The following is a 17,932-nucleotide window of genomic DNA, read 5'->3' on the forward strand; positions in this document are numbered from 1 at the left end:
ACATGTCTCATGACTACGATTGGCTGTTCATCCGCAACAACCTGGCCCAGACCTCGCCCGGCAAGACACCGCCCACCGATGCCTCGCCCGATATCATCACGCGTCTCGCGCCTGCCACTGCCGCAGAGCTGAGCAGCTTCGCCGAGTGCTACGACCAGCCCTTCTCGCAGGACGTCGACTACCACGGCACCAACTACGTGTATGTGCGCGCCCGCAACCTGGGCAAGGACAGCGGCAAGACCGCAGTCGGCACTGTGCAGCTGTGGTACTGCAGCGCCGACACCCTCGACACCAAACCGTTCTGGAAGCGCTTGAGCACCCAGGACCAGAACAATGCCGTCAGCATCAGCGCGCCAGGGCAGGCGGTGGCCGTCACCGACATCCCGTTCCTGTTCGGCAATGTCGCGGCCCCGGTGCAGGGCGCGCCCTACAGCCTGATCGCCTTCATCACCGACGCCAATCACCCGGCGCCGACGGGCAGTGCCTTCACCCCGTTACACGAGGCGATCGTCGAGGCGGGCAACGCTGCCTATGACACCCTCGCGGTACCACCTAAACCGCCGACTCCGGCCACCGGCTTCGGCTGGTCGAGCAAGGTGGCCCTTAACAATGCCAAGCCGGTGGATGTCACGGTCACGCTGTCGGCTTCGCGGTTCGACCCCGACGCCGAGATGTACTTCGTCTTCGAGACCCCGGATGCCAACGGCGACATCATCTCCATCGGCAAGTCGGCACTGGCCAACGGCAAGTTCTACGGCACCCCGGCGACCTTGCCGGCCAACTATGTCAGCCAGGTCACGGCCTACTATGTCGCGCCGGTGCCGCCCAGTGGCCAGCTCAGCGCCGACTTCACCTTGCAGATCGTCCAGGACCCGCCGAGCGGCCAGGGCGGGCAGGCCAAGCTGCTCGAGAAGTTCAACGTGTCGTTGACCCAGGTGGTCGCGGTCGCCAAGGCCGGCGCCTAGCCCACTGGCGCAGGGCCGCGCGCGCGGCCCTGCGCTCCCCAACTCCTCGCAAGGTCAGGACTGCCCATGGCGATTACCCTGCGCGTGAAGAACAATTACGGCGGCAACCTGGTCAGCCAGAAGTACCAGCCGGTCGAGACCCCGGCCCTGGCGAGCGGTGACAAGGACGATTGCCAGGCACTGGTCAATGGCCGCATCGATGTGCTCCGCGATACCGGCAAGGTGCCCAGGGCACTGGACTTTTCCACCGGGGGCGGCTGGGGGGCGATCTGCGCCGCCGAGAACAACGCTGCCTCGTTGCCGCCATTGCTGGTCATCTCCAGCAACCGCAGCGCGTGGATCGCTTCAGGCTTCGCGCGCGGCCAGGCGCTGCTGGAACAGCTGGAGATCGGTCATTTCAGCAACATCTCCGACCCGCAGGCGTTCGCCCGGCCGAACGTCGAATCCAAGGACAACGAGCGGCCAGTGCCGGCCTGGTACTTTCCCCCGCGGGTCAACGATGTCAATCGGCGGGTATACGTCATCGTCCATGAGCTGGAGTACGGCAAATACCGGGACGCCCTGAACAGTGTGACCAACCTGCATGTGATCGGTTGGTCGTTTCGCAACGACGCCGGTTGGCAGGACGGCGGCGATTACCCCTATGTCGGCTTCGGCGCCAGCCGTTACGCCGCCATCGAGTTCGCCAAGCGGCTGCGCCGCGATTGCGCCAATCGCTGGAATCGCGCCTGGCTGGTGGACGACAACGTGTACCACCTCAACAGTTTCAAGGGCCTGCAGGCGGCGGAAGCGGCGAGTGCGGCCCTCGGTCTTGTCGGCCTGGGCTTTGGCAGCGAAACGGCCACCGACACCAGCGACGGCATCGCCGCGAAATTCAAGGGTAAAAAGTTGCTGGGCCAGCAGCCCGGCACATACGCGGCAGCGGCGTTTCGCAAGGACCGCGTGCTGCAGCAGGCGGTGTTGTGGGACATCGACTGGCTGGACCGCAACAACCTCAACTTCAGCCCCTATTTCATCGCCTCGGCAGAAGACACCAGCATCACCAACTACCTGCTCGCCAACAAGTTCGCCTTTGGCATCGCCACCGAGACGACCATCCTCAAGCAGACCACCACCGGTTATGACAATGACGAAGGTGCCGAGCTGCTTGGCCGCATCCGTTACAACTACGAGCGCTGGTACGCAATCACCGAAGGGCTGCAGCAGGTGGTCGACCAGAATGGCGCGGCCACGCCCCAGGCGTTGAAGACCTTCATCGTCGACAAGGTGTTCCCGGCCTCGGTCATGGCCGCGCAGGTAGGTAATGCCGAGGTGCGCAATCGCGCGATCTGCCAGGCGGTGGAGTCGATCATGGCCGTCGGCGTCAAGCTCGCGGGTGCCACTCCCAGCCGCTTGTTCAAGCCCAATGACAACGCTCAGCAAGTGACCAATGTCACGTGAGCAGGAGCCGACCGTGAATATCGACCAACTGGCAAGTGAGCTGCGCAAGCAGGTAGCCGGAACCGGCAAGCTGGTACTCGACACACGCCTGCTCGAGGCGGACGAGGTTGCCAGCATCGGTACCGCCTTCGGGCTCGACGGCGGCGCCGCGCTTTCGGTCGAAGGGCTTCGCCCCAGCGGCGTCAGCGGGCCCGAGCAGGGCGTGGTAAGCGTGAGCGGAGGGCGGTCGGCACTGCTCGGTGTCACCGAGGTGAGCGTCCAGCTGAGTTTCAACATCAGCCAGGGGGTGGTGGCGGTGATCGTCGAAGCGCTCATGCCGTCGGGGTGGACGCTGGCCACTAGTTTCCCGGCCATGACGTTCTTTCCCTTCAGCCTGCTCCAGCCGACCACGCCGCGCTTCATCTATACCAGCGTTGCGCAGCCTGCATTTCGCTGGTCGGCCGACGATGGCGGCACGGTCGGCCTGGCCGCGGGGCAAAACTTCCTGTCGATGCTGGATCTGCGTGAGATCAGCGGTGTGGGGGCCATCCTCGGCGACCTGGTGGGCAGTGCATCCTATCGTTTCTACGGGCCTTTTGCCCCGGATGCCAAGGCGCATTACCCGATCCTGCGGCTGCGGGCGCCGGTGTCGGACAGCGTGTTCGCCGTTGGTGTGGGCGACTGGAAACTCAGCCTGTCCGCACCGGCGGTCAGTGTCAGCATCAGCGAACCGAGCAACCAGATCCAGGCGTTCGGCTTCGCGGTGTCGTCAGTGTTCGACGGCAAGCTCGACTGTGGCATCGAAATCCCGCAGACGCTCGACACGCTGCTGCTCTTTGCGCAACCAGTGCCGGGAGCCCAGTTCAATGCCGGCGACCTCATCCGCAGTCTGCCCGGCGGCCAGCACTACGAAGACTACATTCCGCGATCCTTGAGCCAAGTGTTCGAAGATGTCGGCTTGAGCGCGTATCGCATGGTGCTGGCGAACAGGGCGGCGCCGGTCAGCTCGGTGTCGCTGGCCATCCATACGCAGACGCCCTGGACGCTGATCCCCAGCGTACTGTCGCTGCAGGCACTGACCCTGTCGGTGAGGTTGAACGAGCCCAGCGGGCCGAAAGCCAGCACCCAGGTCGAGATCCAGGCCTCTGCGCGCTTCCTGCCACAGCTGTTCGATACCACGTTCGCATTCACGGTGTCGCTGGCCAGGCAGGCGGGCGCCTGGAATATCGACCTGATCAGTGGCCGGATGACCGAGAGCGTCACGCTGGGCGATATCGTCAAGGGCGTGGTTGGTGGCACGGTACCGGTGCCGGCGGCATTGAGCGAGATCGTCTTCGAACAGTTCGGCGTGTCCGTGCAAGAAAGCGAAGCAAGCTACAGCTATACCGTGCTGGGTGCCGTACGCACGCAGTTCCTGCTCCTGGATACCCAGGTCGATGCGCAACTGTCGGTGGTCTTCAGCAAGACCGGTGCCGGCGCCTCGGTAGCGCTCAGCGGCAGTTTCCTGGTGGGGCGGCAGAACTTCACGTTTGACCTGACGTTCGACGCCGGCACCCAGCCGGACCTGAAGCTGCGGGCGCACTGGGAGGCCCGCGACAACGACTACCTGCAGTTCGCCGACATCACCGAGGCACTGGGTTTCAGCGTGCCGGCCATTCCTCCTGAGCTCGACCTGGCATTGTCCCAGGCCAGTTTCGTCTATGACATGGGCGTACACACCGTGCTGCTTTCGGCGACCTCGGCCAACTATGGCACCGGGACCTTCGTCGCCCTCAAGTCGCAAGACCCGAAGACCGGCACCAGCAACTCGAACTATGTGTTCCAGATGCTGCTGGGGTTCGAGCTGTCGTTGGCCGACCTGCCGCTGGTGGGCAAGGTTTTCACCGACGATCGCCTGGGCAGCATCCGCAATGTCCAGGCACTGTTCTGCGCCGAGGCCTTGAGTGCCGATCAGGTGGAGCAGCTCAATGCACTGCTCGCCCAGGCCAAAGTGCCGGCGCAATTGCCCTTGCCCAAGGATGCCAAGGGCACTGCGCAGGCGTTTGCCAGCGGTTTCAACTTTGCCGCCGACATCGAACTCGGCGGCACGGCGTTACCGATGAGCGCAGGTGGCGACACCGCGCCAGTGAAGGCCGAGGTCGATGCCACGGCAGCGGCCAGGCCACCGGCCGGCAATGCCGCCTGGCTTACCGTGGGCAAGTCGATCGGGCCGGTGTCGCTGGCGCGCATCGGTGTGCGCTACGAAGACGGCAGGGTGTGGCTGTTGCTGGATGCCGGCTTCAGCCTGGCGATGCTGTCGTTCGACCTGCAAGGCCTGGGGCTGGGGTTCCGCCTGCCGAGCAGCAAGAGCGGTGATCTGGATATCAGCGCGCAACTGGATGGCATGAGCCTCGGCCTGCAGGCCGGGCCATTGAGCATTGCCGGTGGTTTTCTGCGCCTTGGCCGCGACTTCCTGGGGCAGGCGCGGGTCAGCGTGGCGACCTTCTCGCTGTCGGCGATCGGCGGCTATGCGCCCGACGAGAGTTCGTTCTTCATCTTCGTGCGCCTGCAGCAGCCGTTGGGTGGCCCGCCGTTCTTCTTCGTGACCGGGTTGGCCGGCGGCTTCGGCATCAATCGCAGCCTGACGCTGCCCAGTATCGATCAGTTGACCAGCTACCCGCTGCTGCCGCAGAACAACAAACGGCCGGAAAACAGCTTCCCGACCACCCTGGGTACCCAGGCGCCAGGCGAGGTGCTGCAACAGACGCTGGCCAAGACGGCCTCGTACATCCACCCGCAGGCAGGGGAGTACTGGGTCGCCGCCGGCATCGACTTCACCTCGTTCGAGATGGTCGACGCCACCGCGCTGCTGACCGTGTCCTTCGGGGTATCCCTGGAAGTCGCGCTGCTGGGGATTGCCCGGGTGACGGTACCCAAAGGCGCGCCGCAACCGATCGCCTACCTCGAAGTAGCGCTGGAGGCGCGTTTCGAGTCGAGCAGTGGCCTGATCGCGGTGGATGGCCGACTGACCCCGGCTTCATTCATTTATGCCGGGCTCTGCCATGTGAGCGGTGGATTCGCCTTCTACACCTGGTACGCCGGCGAGCACGCCGGCGAGTTCCTGGTTTCCCTCGGCGGCTACAGCCCGCGCTTCGTCAAACCCAAGCATTTCCCCAGCGTGCCGCGCCTGCAGATGGTGTACGAGACCGGGCCGCTGGTGCTCAAGGGCGAATGCTACTTCGCCTTGCTGTCACATACATTGATGGCCGGCTTCAACGTCCAGGCCACCTGGGAGTCTGGACCGATCAGCGCCTGGTTCAGCGTGGGTATCGACTTCCTGCTGGGGTGGCGGCCTTTCCATTACGCTGCCGATGCCTATATCCACCTGGGTGCCTCGTTCAAGGCGAACCTGCTGTTCGTCACGGTGAAGATCACCATTCACGTCGGCGTCGAACTGGGCGTCTGGGGCCCCGAGTTCGGCGGCGTGGCCACGGTGGACCTGGACATCATCAGCTTCAGCGTGCGCTTCGGCAGCAGCCGGTCCAAGCCCGACCCGGTCAGCTGGGAGGACTTCAAGACGTCCTTCCTGCCTGCGGCCAACGGCCAGGAGCGCCACGAAGCGCTGCTCGGAAGACGGGATGCGGCGCCAGCCGCCGAGCCGGTCCAACTGGTCAAGGGCATGGTCCAGCAGGGGTTGGTCAGCGACCTCAAGGCCCAGGACAGCGGCGCTTTCTTCGACTGGGTGCTGGACCCCAACCATTTCGCCCTTGCCTCGAATCTGGTCATCCCCAGCAAGACCGCACAGTTCAACGACTTCCGCGTCAATACGCCGTTCACCGCGCAGGGTGCGTTCACCTACCTGGGCACAGGCACGCCTGCGAGCACGCCCGTTGCGCGCAGCAGCAGCGCCTGGACCACCGACTTCGGCGTGTTGCCGATGGCGCTGGAGCCCGGTCAGTTCAATGTCGACCATCAACTGCAACTGACCCGGTTGCCCGCCGGCAAGGACTACGCGAAGCCAGAGAACTACAGCGTGCCGGTCGATGAAGTGGCCATCGACCTGCTCCTGCAGAATGCCCAGGCCGCGCTGTGGGCGGGGCGTGACCCAGGGCTGAACGGCGAACGGATGATCGGCGCGACCCTGTGCGGGCTGCAGCTGTCGCCGATGATCCGTCATCCGGCGGTCACCGCGGACGCCGATCTCTGGGCGCTGCTGTTCAACACCACGCAGCAGGTCGCATGGTGCCTGGACAGCCCACGCGTACCCGATTCCGACACCTTTGCCGCAACCCTCAGCGATGACGGCACGGTGCTCAGCTATGTGCGCGACACCACCCAGGTACGCAACAGCGACTACCAGCTGAGCGACCTGGTTGCGCCGGCGGTCGTCACCCAGCGCAAGGCCATGCTCGCCAGCCTGAACACCCTCGGTTTCGATTTCGATGCCGAGGCGCTGGACGTCGCCCGCCTGGCCCGTTACCCGCTGTGGGACTGGCCGACCATCGGCCTGCTCGGCGAGGAAGCCGATGTTCGACAATCCCTGAGTGCTGGAGGCAGACAGTGACTGACAATCGCGAACATCCCATCGAAGGGAAGGTCAAGTTCATCCAGCACAACCTGCCAGGCCTGGAGGCCGGCGAGTACCAGTTCACGGTTTCGCAGCGGGTGTCGCAGGAGCAGCAGCATTACGCCAACCAGTATCACTTCACCGTGCAGGCGCCGCGTTTCAGCCTCGATCCCAACGATATCCAGGCGGTGTATCCGCCCGACCAGACCCAGGGCGAATACACCGATACCCTGGCCCATGTGGTGTTCACCAAGCAGACCCTGCCATGGCTGCGCAGGCCGAGCCTGGCCGAGCCACAGGTGGCCTTTCCCGATCAGCAGCACGACATGGACGTGCCGACCTGGCTGGCGGTGTTGATCTTCGACGAAGACGACGAAATCGCCTACCGCCAGCAAGGGTTCAGCGCCAGCCCCAGCGCTGGCAGGTTGCGCGATCTGTTCTTCAAGCGGCCACCGGGGCAGGGCGCCCAGGGCTACTCCTACTTCTACGCCGCCACCGGCCTTGATGCCGGCAGCGATGCGACGCAGCTGGAGCGCTACCTGGACTATGGCCAGCATGCCGACGACCCCTGCAACTACCTGGATATCCCGCTAGAGCTGTTCTGGCGGGTTGCGCCGTCGCTGGATGACCTGAAGATGATGGCCCACGTGCGCAACGTGCAGATCACCCGCAAAGCGACGGTCAACGGCGTGCCGGCCTCGCGCAACGATCTGTCGAAAGTGCCGGGTACCTCCAATTTCGCCATCGTCACCGGTTGCCGCCTGCCGCAGACCGCCAAGCGTTGCATCGCGCACCTGGTGTCGCTGGAAGCGCTGGAGCCATTCCTGCCGATCGATCCGGCCACCTCGGACGATGCCAGCCAGGTGCGCTGGCCTGACTCGGTGAGCCTGCCCCCTGAACCGGCCTTTCCCATCGCCCGTGATGGCTTCATGCGCCTGGCGGTACTGACCAGCTGGTCGTTCACCTCGACCGGTACCGGCAAGCGTTTCGAGCAGTTGCTGCTCGAACTCAACCCCAAGCAGGCCAGCAGTGTCGATGGCGTCGGCAACTTCGCCCTGGGCCTGCCGGTCGCCGCCGCGCAGGCGGGCGAACCGGAGGCGACACGCCAGGCCAGGAATGCGCTGGAGATGGGCTACACCGCGCTGGGCCACCATACCCGGGACGCCGGCAACACTGTTTCCTGGTACCGCGGGCCGCTGACACCCTACCGGGTCATGAGCAACACCGTGCCGCCGACATGGACCAGCGCCGATGCCGCCAGCGGCTACGACCCGGATACCGGGATGTTCGACATCTCCTATGCGGCAGCCTGGCAGGTCGGCCAGTTGCTGGCGCTGCAGGACAAGCACTTCGCGGTGATGCTCTACAACTGGCGGCGCAACAACCTGCGGGATGTCGCGGCGCAGATGGAGACGGCGATGCTGCAGCAGTCGCTGCACGAGATCCAGCAGCAGGTGCGCCATGACACCTTGGTCCAGCCCATGCTCAGGTCGTTCCTGCCCGCCAGCGAGGCGCAGCTGGCAGCGGTCAGCCTTGGCCAGGCCCGCGTCGAGCGGGCGGGCACGCAGCGCGATGTGCTCGCCGACCCCGAGTTGCTGCTGGCGGTCAAGGCGCCCACCTTGGAGGTGCCGCCCGAAATCTATGGTTGGCTGGCCAGGCTGAAGCTGCTCGATGGCGTGCCGTTCAACTACCTGGTGGCGGACGAGCGCATGCTGCCCCCGGAGTCGATCCGCTTTTTCTACCTGGACGAAAACTGGGTACAGAGCCTGCTCGATGGCGCCTTGAGCATTGGTCGCGCGGTAACCGGCAACAACGCCGCGCCCACGGTGGTGCACGACGTCGCGGTCAAGGCCAGCGTCGATCGCCGCGCCACCGGCCAGGCCTCGGTCAGTCGCCGCGAGGCACTGGGGCTGCAGGCGGCAGTGCAAAAGCAACAGATGGACGTGATCAGCGGCTTCCTGTTGCGCTCGGACGTCGTGCAGGGTTGGCCGGGGCTCGAGGTCAACGCCTACACCCCCGACGGCAAGGCCATGGATATCGTGCGCTTCGAGCGCCTGGCGCCCGGCGTGCTGCTGTGCCTGTTCGAACTGGACGGCCAGCCGCTGGGGTCGGTCGATATCCATGAGCCCGCCGAAGGCCTGCACTTCGGCGTGACGGACAGCCAGCCCAAGGCCATCAACCTGCGTTACAACTTCACCAACGCCGCCCATACCGCCGGCGACCAGGTGCCCGATGTGTTTCAGCCGGTGCCCTGGCGCGATGCGCAGCAAGCCCGGCAACTGCGCTTGTATCGCCTGTCGCGCAACCTGCATGGGCCGCAGTACGCCGACTACATACAGGGCATCTACAGCGGCTTCGATCACCTGCCGTCCTCCGAGTTCGCCTTGCAGATGGTCAAGGGGGTTGGCCTCGTTTCGTTCAACGTCAGTCCAGGATCGCCAGCATGAGCTTGATCATTCCCGTGAACGTCCAGGCCCTGCGGGTCAGCCCGAACGATGCAAGCCTGGTGACCAAAAGCCACGAATTGTTCGCCGGCGCCACCACCGGCTATGACGGCCTGCCCTGGCGCGAGCCCGGGCGCAATGGCGCGATCGTGCATTCGGGCACCTGGAGCAAGGCCAACGTCAGCAGCAACATCTACAACCCGTTGAGCCAGAATGTCATTGAGCAGCTCAAGGCCGGCATTCACCTGCACTGGGCGCTGCCCGACCGTATCGCCCAGGGGCGCCAGGTATCCTCGGGCGAGGTGGAGTACCCCGCGGCCCCCAACCGCTGGATGGTTACCCGGATCCTGCGCTGGGCGCAGGGTACGCACGTCAAGCAGTGGCTGATCGAAAGCGACTACCTGATGACGCCTCAGGAGTACGTGTCCGACTATTACCCTGCCAGCCAGCGCAACAGCATCTCGCTGCCGGTGGGCTGGGACGTGCCCCCCGGCTACGACGTCAGCGGCAATGGCGGCGCGGCGTATTACCCACCATCGCGACGCATGGGCCGAGTGTTCGAGCTCAAGACCTGGCAGCCGGAGCCCGACGCTCCGGGTGCGGGGCTGCTGGACGTGCGCCATCTGCCGGCGTTCGTGCTGTCGGCCGGCAACTACATGGCGCCGGGGCAAAGCCTGGGCGCGGTCAGTGCCATGGGCAACAGCGGGCCTACCTTCAGTGCCTATTACCCCGACTGCTCCAGTGTCTTCGGTTTTCACGACAATTTCCTGGACATGGGCCAAGGCTTCAGCCTGGGCAACGTGCAGTTCGATGTGTCTTATCAGGTCAGTGGCTGGCACAGCCACGCGGCCGACGACCCGTTGCAGGACGCTACCTTTCGCCAGGCGCTGGCCCAAGCCCAGGCCGACAACCAGCGGGCGCCGGACAGCGAACGCCTGTCAGCCGAACAGCTGTTGGCCGACGTGGTGGCAGGCTTCTACCAGTGGACCTATAACCCGCAGCCGGGGCAGTTGCCGGAGCGTTGCCTGTACACCGCGCAGGCTGCGCAAATCCCTTGGGACACCCGTGGGCAAAACCCGGCCGTGCCCGGTGCGAAGCCCGGGTTTCCCAAGTGCTACCTGGCGCCGGTGAGCGAGCGTGACGAGTCGGTGCGCGCGGCCCTGGGCAGCTCCAGCTCCTCGGCACTGGCCGCGCTGATCAAGGAACAATGGCGTAGCTGGAAACCCCAGGGAGCGACGGGCGGGCAGGGCGGCGACAGTGAGGCGATCGAGCACAACCTGGAGTTTCTCCTCGACGCGTTGCAACTGGGGCTGCTTGAGCGGGTGGGCAGCGACCTGACCCTGGTTCAGCTGGAGCAGGAGGTGCATCAGAACGGCTTCGGTGCATTGCAGTCCGGGCGCATCTGGATGATCCGCGAAAAGCGTTCGGCCAATGCCACGCCCTATGCCAATGCGCAGGCAACCCTGCCCGACGATCACAATCAGCTGGCCGAGAAGCTCGACAGCCTGAACCGTTACCAGCAACGGCTGGATGCGCTGCTCAACGTCATCGTCTCGTGTCGCCAGCAGATTTTCATGGACTGGTACAAGTACATCACCGCCCTCTACGACGAGAGCGGCTCGGTGCCTTTCGACATCCCGCAACTGAACAGCTACCTGGCCGAACAGATCCTCGACCTGTGGGCGAAGTTCGAGGCTGCTTTCGGCAAGGCTGCCGATGCTTCTCCGGCCAGCGGCAACATTCCGCTGTTCTGCTGCGGGCCGGAGGACTTCCTGCAGCAGGCGACCGATGGCCGCTATCTGACCAAGGCCTCGGCAGCGAGCCTGGCCGGGCGGCTTGTCGCCCAGGCCAACACCCTGGTGGCGCTGCTGTCCGAGCAATACCCCGGGTTCGAGCTGCAGACCACCAATGCCGCGCGCTTCTGGCAACCCAACGAGCCCGTGATGGTGGTGACCGGCGATACCGTGCAACCCGCGCGGCGTAACGGCAACGTCAAGCTTTTGCCGTGTCGTCTTGGCAGCCAGTTGCTGGAGCAGGTCGACAATGCCAGCGCCAGCCTGGGTGCTGGCGCTCTGCGTGCCTCGCTGACACTGGCGGTGCCTTCGGTGAATCCCGCAGCCAGTCCGGAGGCGCACGATCTGCAGCCACTGCTGGACGACCTTGGCCGCCTGCTGGGCGAGAAGTGCCTGCTCGACCCCTTGCTTTGCGCGCAGATCGCCTCGGCTCTGAATGGCGCGTCTGCAGCCGACGTGCAGGCCGCGCAACAAGCACTGGTGGCGCAAATCCAGCAGGCCTGGGCGCAGAATGCCGACGCACCGTGGAAGGCGCTGCCGATCATCGACAACCCCAGCCAGACCGTCGGCGGCCTGAGCCTGCGCTGGCAAGGGCAGGCGCCGCAGGGCCTGGCGCTCAACCATGCCCGTGACTGGCAGGATCCGTTCCTGCCGCTGTTCCTCACCTGGGAGGCGACCTACGTACCGTTCGAGCACCGTCGGGACGGTGCATCGGACTACGCCGCCGGCTATATCACCGAGCAGTTCCAGCTGGACGCGCGTGAAATCGAGCTGGTCTTCGGCAAGACGCCACCGCAGGCTGCGGCTGGCCGGGTGAAACTGACCGACAGCATCTTGCTGTCGTCCAAGGTCGCCGAACCGTTGATCGAGCAGTTGCGTCGCTACCTGCAGCACAATGACAACCCCGACCTGCAGGCGATCGTCCAGTACCTGCTGGACAAACCTCTGCTGGCGCAGGGGCTCAGTGGCGTCAATGCCGGCTTCCTCACCCGTGCGGCCGGTCTGCAGCTCAAGCCGTTCAACCCGTTCTACGATGAAGAGTCGACCCCCACGGCACTGGTCGACACGTTCGACAACACGCAGTACGTCAACAGCCTGACGCACTTCGTGGCCTGGGCGGCTGGCGAGCAGACCGGGCAAGTTCCCATCAGCCAGGAGAGCCTGTACAACCTGCTGCGCGCCGGTTACTTCAGCCTGTCCAGGTTGCAACTAGTGGATGCGTTCGGGCGCAAGCGCCTGCTGGTCGACACCGAGCGTTTCGAAGACCGCGACAAAGTCACCCTGGCCTGGCAGATGCAGGCACCGGACGGCGAGGCCGGCAAGGGCTACCTGGCGCCCCGGCTGGCCCAGCCGAGCCGCCTGCTGTTTCGTTGGCTGAGCGCCTCCGACGATGAGGTGCAGATGAACCCGCTGCCGTCCACATCGCCGCTGTGCGGCTGGATCGTACCCAACTACCTGGAGAACGCGCTGATGCTGTTCACCGGCGATGGGCGGGTACTCGGCTCGCTCGGGGTATTCGGCGCGCAGCAGGCGGTCGCCTGGCATTCGGCCCCCGGCAACCCGGCGCGGACGATGCGCGAAGACCTGGCCGACGCCAACCGGCACTTGGTCAAACTGGCCAGTTTCATCCTGGGCAAACCCAGGGCCTTCTTCGCCGCGTTGCTCGAGACTATCGACAATGCCCACACCTACATCCTGCCCAACGACCAGCAGGCGGCCCAGGCCCAGGCGGTGCTAATGGGCCAGCCCCTGGCATTGGTGCGCGCCAGCCTGCGCTGCGAGGTCCAGGGGCTGCCGGCCATGGCCACCGGCAGCGATGAACTGGCCCGCCTGCTGCCGGGCCAGTACGACAAGGTCTACGACTGGAGCTTGCGCGACGACGCCGCCATCGGTGGCGTGAGTATCCCGGTCAGGCTGGGTGACCGGGACCACCTCGAGGATGGTCTCGTCGCCTACCTGCTCGACAGCGAAGGGCCCTACACCACGCTCTATGCGCCGGCTGCTCCCAGCCCGGCGGTGGACGGTATCGCGCAGCCGGCGGCAGACACCATCACCCTCAACCTGCGCGCCAACCTCGACCCGCCGGCGCAGCCCTATGCCGATGCCGCGGCGCAGATCGCCGGCCTTCGCGATGTGCGGGTGCCGGCGCAAACGCCCCTGAGCCTGCTGATCGACCCCAGGGCCAGGGTGCATGCCACCACGGGGCTGTGGCCGGTCAAGGCCATCGGCATACCGCCGGATATCTGCGCCGCCGCGTTGCGCAACATCGAGGTGACATTCTTCACCCACCCGATCCTGCGCAGTCATCAGGCCCTGAGCCTGCCCTTGCCACCCGAGCCAGGCTTTACCTGGGAGTGGACTACCAGCGTGCTGCAGGGCGGCGTGCAGGTGCCGCGTGACGAGCCCTTGGCGGCCAGCCAGGTCGGAGACCGCGCGGCGTTCTCCTACACACCGCAGACCGCCGAGGATGGCTGGTTGAAGCTGAGGCCCGTCGCCAAGGACGAGTAAGGATCGGATAGACCAAAGGAGATTCGCCATGGCTGTCAGTGCCACGTTCCTCAACGACTCCACCCGCAAACCCGAGCTCTACATTGGCCGTTCCGACCTGGGTGACTACACCCTCACGGTGACCAGTACCACGGCGATCACCGCCACGGACATTCGCCTGCAGTTTCCCGGTACCTTGCTCAGCGCATCGGATGTGGGGAAGATCAAGGTCGCCGGCAGCGCCTGGAGGGCCACCGTGCAAGGCAACATGCTGGTGCTCAACGGCAGTCAGGGCATCGATGCCGGAGGCCGCCTGGCGCTGCAACTGAACGGAGTCGCCTCGAGCTTCTTCAGCCAGACCAACGCCGATCTTGGTGTACGGGTGAACGGGCAGAACATCTCACCGCCGTACAAGCTCTTCCTGCTGCGTTACCCTGAACTCGCCGCCGACCTGCGCCAGAACATGGCCGCGCAGTTGCTGCCAGACAGCAGCGTCTATGTCACCCCGGCGGACAACGTCACCATCGAGAACCTGCTGGTCCTGCAACTGACCAACCTCAAGCCGGGCGAGCCACTGGTGACAAAGCCCTGGGTGGACACGCCCACGGTACTGCTGTCGTTCGTCTACGGCGACAGCATTGGCGCATTGACCCCGGCCGACCCGCGTGATCCATTCTCGGCCTGGAACATCAAGGCCTCGGTGGAGGCGACCTACCACAATGGCCAGCAGACCTACGAATGGGGGGCGACCAATCCGGACCCGGGCGCCGGCGGCAACGACCCGGTATGGACCCTGAAGCCGGTGAGCACGAACCGAACGGTGCTCGGGGCCGGCGCGGGCGCCACGGCCGCCTTCGTGATCGAGAACATCACCACCCAGGCCCCGCGTGGGGCGACGCTTGCCTACCTGCAGTACAGTGATTTTCCAGGCTATGACGATGGTTACTTCACCCTGCCGGTGCAGAAGCGCGAGCCGACGCCGAATATCATCTTCTTCAATGGCGTGCCCTCCAACCTTGCCAACCTCGGTGACGAAGCCACCCTGCGTTGGCAGTGCTTCGACGTGCGCCAGGTCAAGTTGCAGTATGGCAACGTCACCCTGGACAGCGCCAAGGGACAGATCGGCACAGGGGTGAGCAGCGTCGCGCAATACAAGGTCAGGTGCGACAGGACCACCCAGTTCACCCTGAATGCCTACAAGACCCTCAACGCCGCCACACCGGACTTCACCACCCAGTTCACGGTGAACGTGCCCCCGGTGGCGATCGACGCGTTCACCGCTACGCCCGCCAGCGGCAGGGTGTCGACCGCCGTGACTCTGGCCTGGCAGACCCATGCCGCACGCTCGGCGATCCTCAGCGCGCCTGGCCAGGAAGATCATGCGATTGACAGGGAGGATCTGGCCTCGGGCCGTTACCAGGTCTTCCCGCAAAAGCCGATCAGCTACACCCTGACCGTGCAGGGGGAGGGCGGGCCGCTGTCGCGCAGCGTCGATCTGTTCTTCCTCAAGCGCGGCTGGAACACGTTCAACGGCACTCCCGACTTCATGGCGCCCACCGGGGCCATCGTCTTGAGCCAGGACACCACGTTGTGGCTGTTGTCGCCAGACAGCGCCAAGGCGATCTTCAGTACCCACGATGGGCAGAACTGGACCCAGGTTGGCGCATTCGACGACACCTTCACCGCGCGTGCCAATGCTGCAGGTGTGTACTGGAAGGGGCGGTTCTGGCTGATGGGCGGCGATACCGGTGCCCGGAGGCTGAACGATGTGTGGAGCAGCAGTGACGGCCTGCATTGGACCCAGGTGACCGCCGGCGCCGCCTGGCCTGGGCGGCGGGACTTCGGTTGCGTGGTGTTCCAGGACAAGCTGTGGGTGATGGGCGGGGAGGACCAGAACTACCAGTTGCTCAATGACGTATGGTGCTCGAGCGACGGGATCAACTGGCAGAAATCGGGCAATGCCGGTTGGTCGCCGCGCTCGCGGTTCGGGGTGACGGCCGCTGGCGACAGGTTGTATGTGGTGGGTGGCAAGTCGCAGCTGCAGCCAGCCGATAGTGATGTCTGGGCCAGCCGCGAAGGCAGTGGCTGGGAAGAACAGGCGCCGATGCCGGCGGCGGGGCGTACCAATCCCATCGTGTTCGTGCAGGACGAGGCGCTCTATGTAATGGGAGGCACCGCGGCGGATGGGAGCGCGCTGGGCGATCTCAACCTGTGTTCGCGCAACGAATGGAGCGTATTGCCCGGCATTTCGTGGAGCGTAACCAGGCCCGGCTACACCTGGTTCCGCGAGAGCGTCTGGATTGCTGGAGGCACGAAGGGCGGGACAGGGGCGAACAGGGCCGTCTATGCCTTGATGTTCTGACGGGTCGGGGAGGGTTGCGTGTTTCTGCGAGGGTGTGTCGAGGTTGCTCGAGCTGCCGGACAGGTGTAGGAGGCCGAAGGGGCATGCGTATAATGGCTATGCGCCATTAACTTCTGATCGCCATAAGGACATGCCGTTGCAATCTTCCCTGAATATCCAGCGCTTGTTGGCCGACAAGCAAATCGTGGTTCCCGATTACCAGCGTGCTTACGCCTGGGACATACCTTCGGACAGCAGTCGGTCGTCCCAGGTGGACGTCTTCCTCGCAGACTTGGAACGCCATCAGCTCAGCCATAGCCGCTCACCTTACTATTTCGGTCACTTCCTCTTCGAACGCACGGCCGAAAAACTGCACATCATTGATGGCCAGCAGCGCCTGACCACCATCACACTGTTCCTGCAGGCGCTTATCTGTCGGTTACGAACACTGCGGGCGCTGAACGAGGAGGAGGAAAGCTGTGTACGCGACATGATCCGTTGCGGGCACCTGCTGCGCTTCCAGACAATTGACTATGACCGCCAGGTGATGAACGACGTGGTGTTCGATGGGGTGAAGATCGACTACAGCGCTCTCGAAACGAAATCGGCGCTACGTATCCTGCGCGCCTTCGATTACTTCACCCAGCAGTTGCGCGACAAACCGCTCGCCTGGCTTGTAAGGATGCTCGCAGTCGTGGCTCAGGCGCGATGCACAGCCCACCTCGTGCATGACAAGGCAGAAGCTATCCAGATGTTCATCTTCCAGAACAATCGGGGCAAGCGTCCGTCGAATTTGGAGGTGACCAAGGCGCAGTTCATGTATGCGGTGCATCTGCGGGCAGAGGATCCGCACCTGCGCGAGCGATTGATCGAAGACTTGAACGCGCGTTTCGGGCGGATCTACAAAGCCATTGCCTCGACGGGCTATCGCATCGATGAAGACGACGTCTTGTTGTACACCCTTCGTGTCCAGCACAACTCGCTTTGGGAAAGCGCGCCTTTGGAAAGCATTGAGCAGGCCCTGTCGAGTGATGATGCGCTGGACTTCATCCAGCGTTTCGTCAAGCTGCTCGAAGCCAGCTTCGTCTACCTGTCGGCCTTTTTTGGCCGGGATGAAAAGGAACACTTCGCCATTCACTCGCTGGTCTGCCTGGGTTCGTTGGCGATTGCCCTGCCTTTCATCATCAAGGCCTATCGCCAGGTCATGCCCATGGAAAACATCAACGCCCTTTGCAGCGCCTTCGAGGGATTACTGTTGCGCCATCGCTTGATCGGCAGCCGTGCCGATCTGACTTCGCGCCTCAACGATGTGTTCGCCACGTTCTGTGAATCGGATGCGGACATCCAGCCATTGCTGGACCGCATTGCCCATCTGAAATCGGCACAGAAGGGTTGGTGGGCGTTCTGGAACGATGCAAAACTCGAAGAAGCCTTGGAGGGCGACATCAGTCACGCCAGCGCCCGACACCTGCTTTGGAAGTATGAGGTACATCTGGAAGGTGAAGGGCAGCAGGGATATCACCCCCGCCGGTTCGATCGCATAGAAAGACCCGAACTGGAGCATATCGCACCGCGCAGCGAGCCATCCTGCGACGTGCATGGATATGGTGAATACAGCGAAGACTTCCGGAGCCTGTACCTGAATTGCCTGGGAAATTATCTGTTGCTGTCAAAGTCGCACAACTGCGCGGTGGGGAACATTCCCTTCGCTCGCAAGTTGGCGACCTACAATCACAGCGCGCAACAGCGTGAGATACAGAGCTTCCTGGGAGAAGACGGCGTATGGGGAATGGATGCTATCGATAAGCGACATGAGCGCATGGTCGGGGTGTTGATGCAACAACTCTAGTGCGCAGTGCCTGTACACCAGGCGTGCTGCCGAAGTGCCCTGTCTCGGAAATACATTCTCTTTTGCCTAGTGACTTGGGTATCCGGCC

General features: G+C 64.2%; 7 protein-coding genes. All 7 read left to right on the top strand.

Translation table 11 applies throughout. The annotated features are described in order from the left end of the window. The first annotated feature begins 2 nt into the window (after positions 1-2). The 7 genes from KSS90_RS12190 to KSS90_RS12220 all read left to right on the top strand — a co-directional run bounded on the left by KSS90_RS12190 (position 3) and on the right by KSS90_RS12220 (position 17,844). Positions 3-965, top strand: a complete 963-nt coding sequence (locus KSS90_RS12190) for a hypothetical protein (RefSeq protein WP_217869596.1) — start codon at positions 3-5, stop codon at positions 963-965. 66 nt (positions 966-1,031) lie between these two features. Then, positions 1,032-2,405: a hypothetical protein gene (locus KSS90_RS12195; RefSeq protein ID WP_217869597.1), complete on the top strand. Its 1,374-nt coding sequence runs from the start codon at positions 1,032-1,034 to the stop codon at positions 2,403-2,405. A gap of 13 nt (positions 2,406-2,418) precedes the next feature. Then, positions 2,419-6,927 carry a DUF6603 domain-containing protein gene (locus tag KSS90_RS12200; protein ID WP_217869598.1) on the top strand — a complete coding sequence of 1,503 codons (4,509 nt, stop codon included), beginning with the start codon at positions 2,419-2,421 and terminating at the stop codon, positions 6,925-6,927. Continuing rightward, the gene (locus KSS90_RS12205) at positions 6,924-9,377 is read left to right on the top strand and encodes a hypothetical protein (protein ID WP_217869599.1); all 2,454 of its coding nucleotides are present in this window, start codon (positions 6,924-6,926) and stop codon (positions 9,375-9,377) included. The genes KSS90_RS12200 and KSS90_RS12205 overlap by 4 nt, the downstream gene beginning before the upstream one ends. Further along, positions 9,374-13,675 carry a hypothetical protein gene (locus KSS90_RS12210; protein ID WP_217869600.1) on the top strand — a complete coding sequence of 1,434 codons (4,302 nt, stop codon included), beginning with the start codon at positions 9,374-9,376 and terminating at the stop codon, positions 13,673-13,675. Before KSS90_RS12205 ends, KSS90_RS12210 begins: the two co-directional genes overlap by 4 nt. Before the next feature lie 28 nt (positions 13,676-13,703). Continuing rightward, positions 13,704-16,016: a Kelch repeat-containing protein gene (locus KSS90_RS12215; protein ID WP_217869601.1), complete on the top strand. Its 2,313-nt coding sequence runs from the start codon at positions 13,704-13,706 to the stop codon at positions 16,014-16,016. Between the two features lie 130 nt (positions 16,017-16,146). Then, positions 16,147-17,844: a DUF262 domain-containing protein gene (locus tag KSS90_RS12220; protein ID WP_217869602.1), complete on the top strand. Its 1,698-nt coding sequence runs from the start codon at positions 16,147-16,149 to the stop codon at positions 17,842-17,844. The last annotated feature ends 88 nt before the right edge of the window (positions 17,845-17,932 follow it).

Source organism: Pseudomonas maumuensis, from assembly GCF_019139675.1.
Lineage (GTDB): Bacteria > Pseudomonadota > Gammaproteobacteria > Pseudomonadales > Pseudomonadaceae > Aquipseudomonas > Aquipseudomonas maumuensis.

Coding starts and splice junctions, on each gene's coding strand:
- KSS90_RS12190 (WP_217869596.1), top strand. CDS start 3: ATGTCTCATGACTACGATTGGCTGTTCATCCGCAACAACCTGGCCCAG.
- KSS90_RS12195 (WP_217869597.1), top strand. CDS start 1,032: ATGGCGATTACCCTGCGCGTGAAGAACAATTACGGCGGCAACCTGGTC.
- KSS90_RS12210 (WP_217869600.1), top strand. CDS start 9,374: ATGAGCTTGATCATTCCCGTGAACGTCCAGGCCCTGCGGGTCAGCCCG.
- KSS90_RS12215 (WP_217869601.1), top strand. CDS start 13,704: ATGGCTGTCAGTGCCACGTTCCTCAACGACTCCACCCGCAAACCCGAG.
- KSS90_RS12220 (WP_217869602.1), top strand. CDS start 16,147: ATGCCGTTGCAATCTTCCCTGAATATCCAGCGCTTGTTGGCCGACAAG.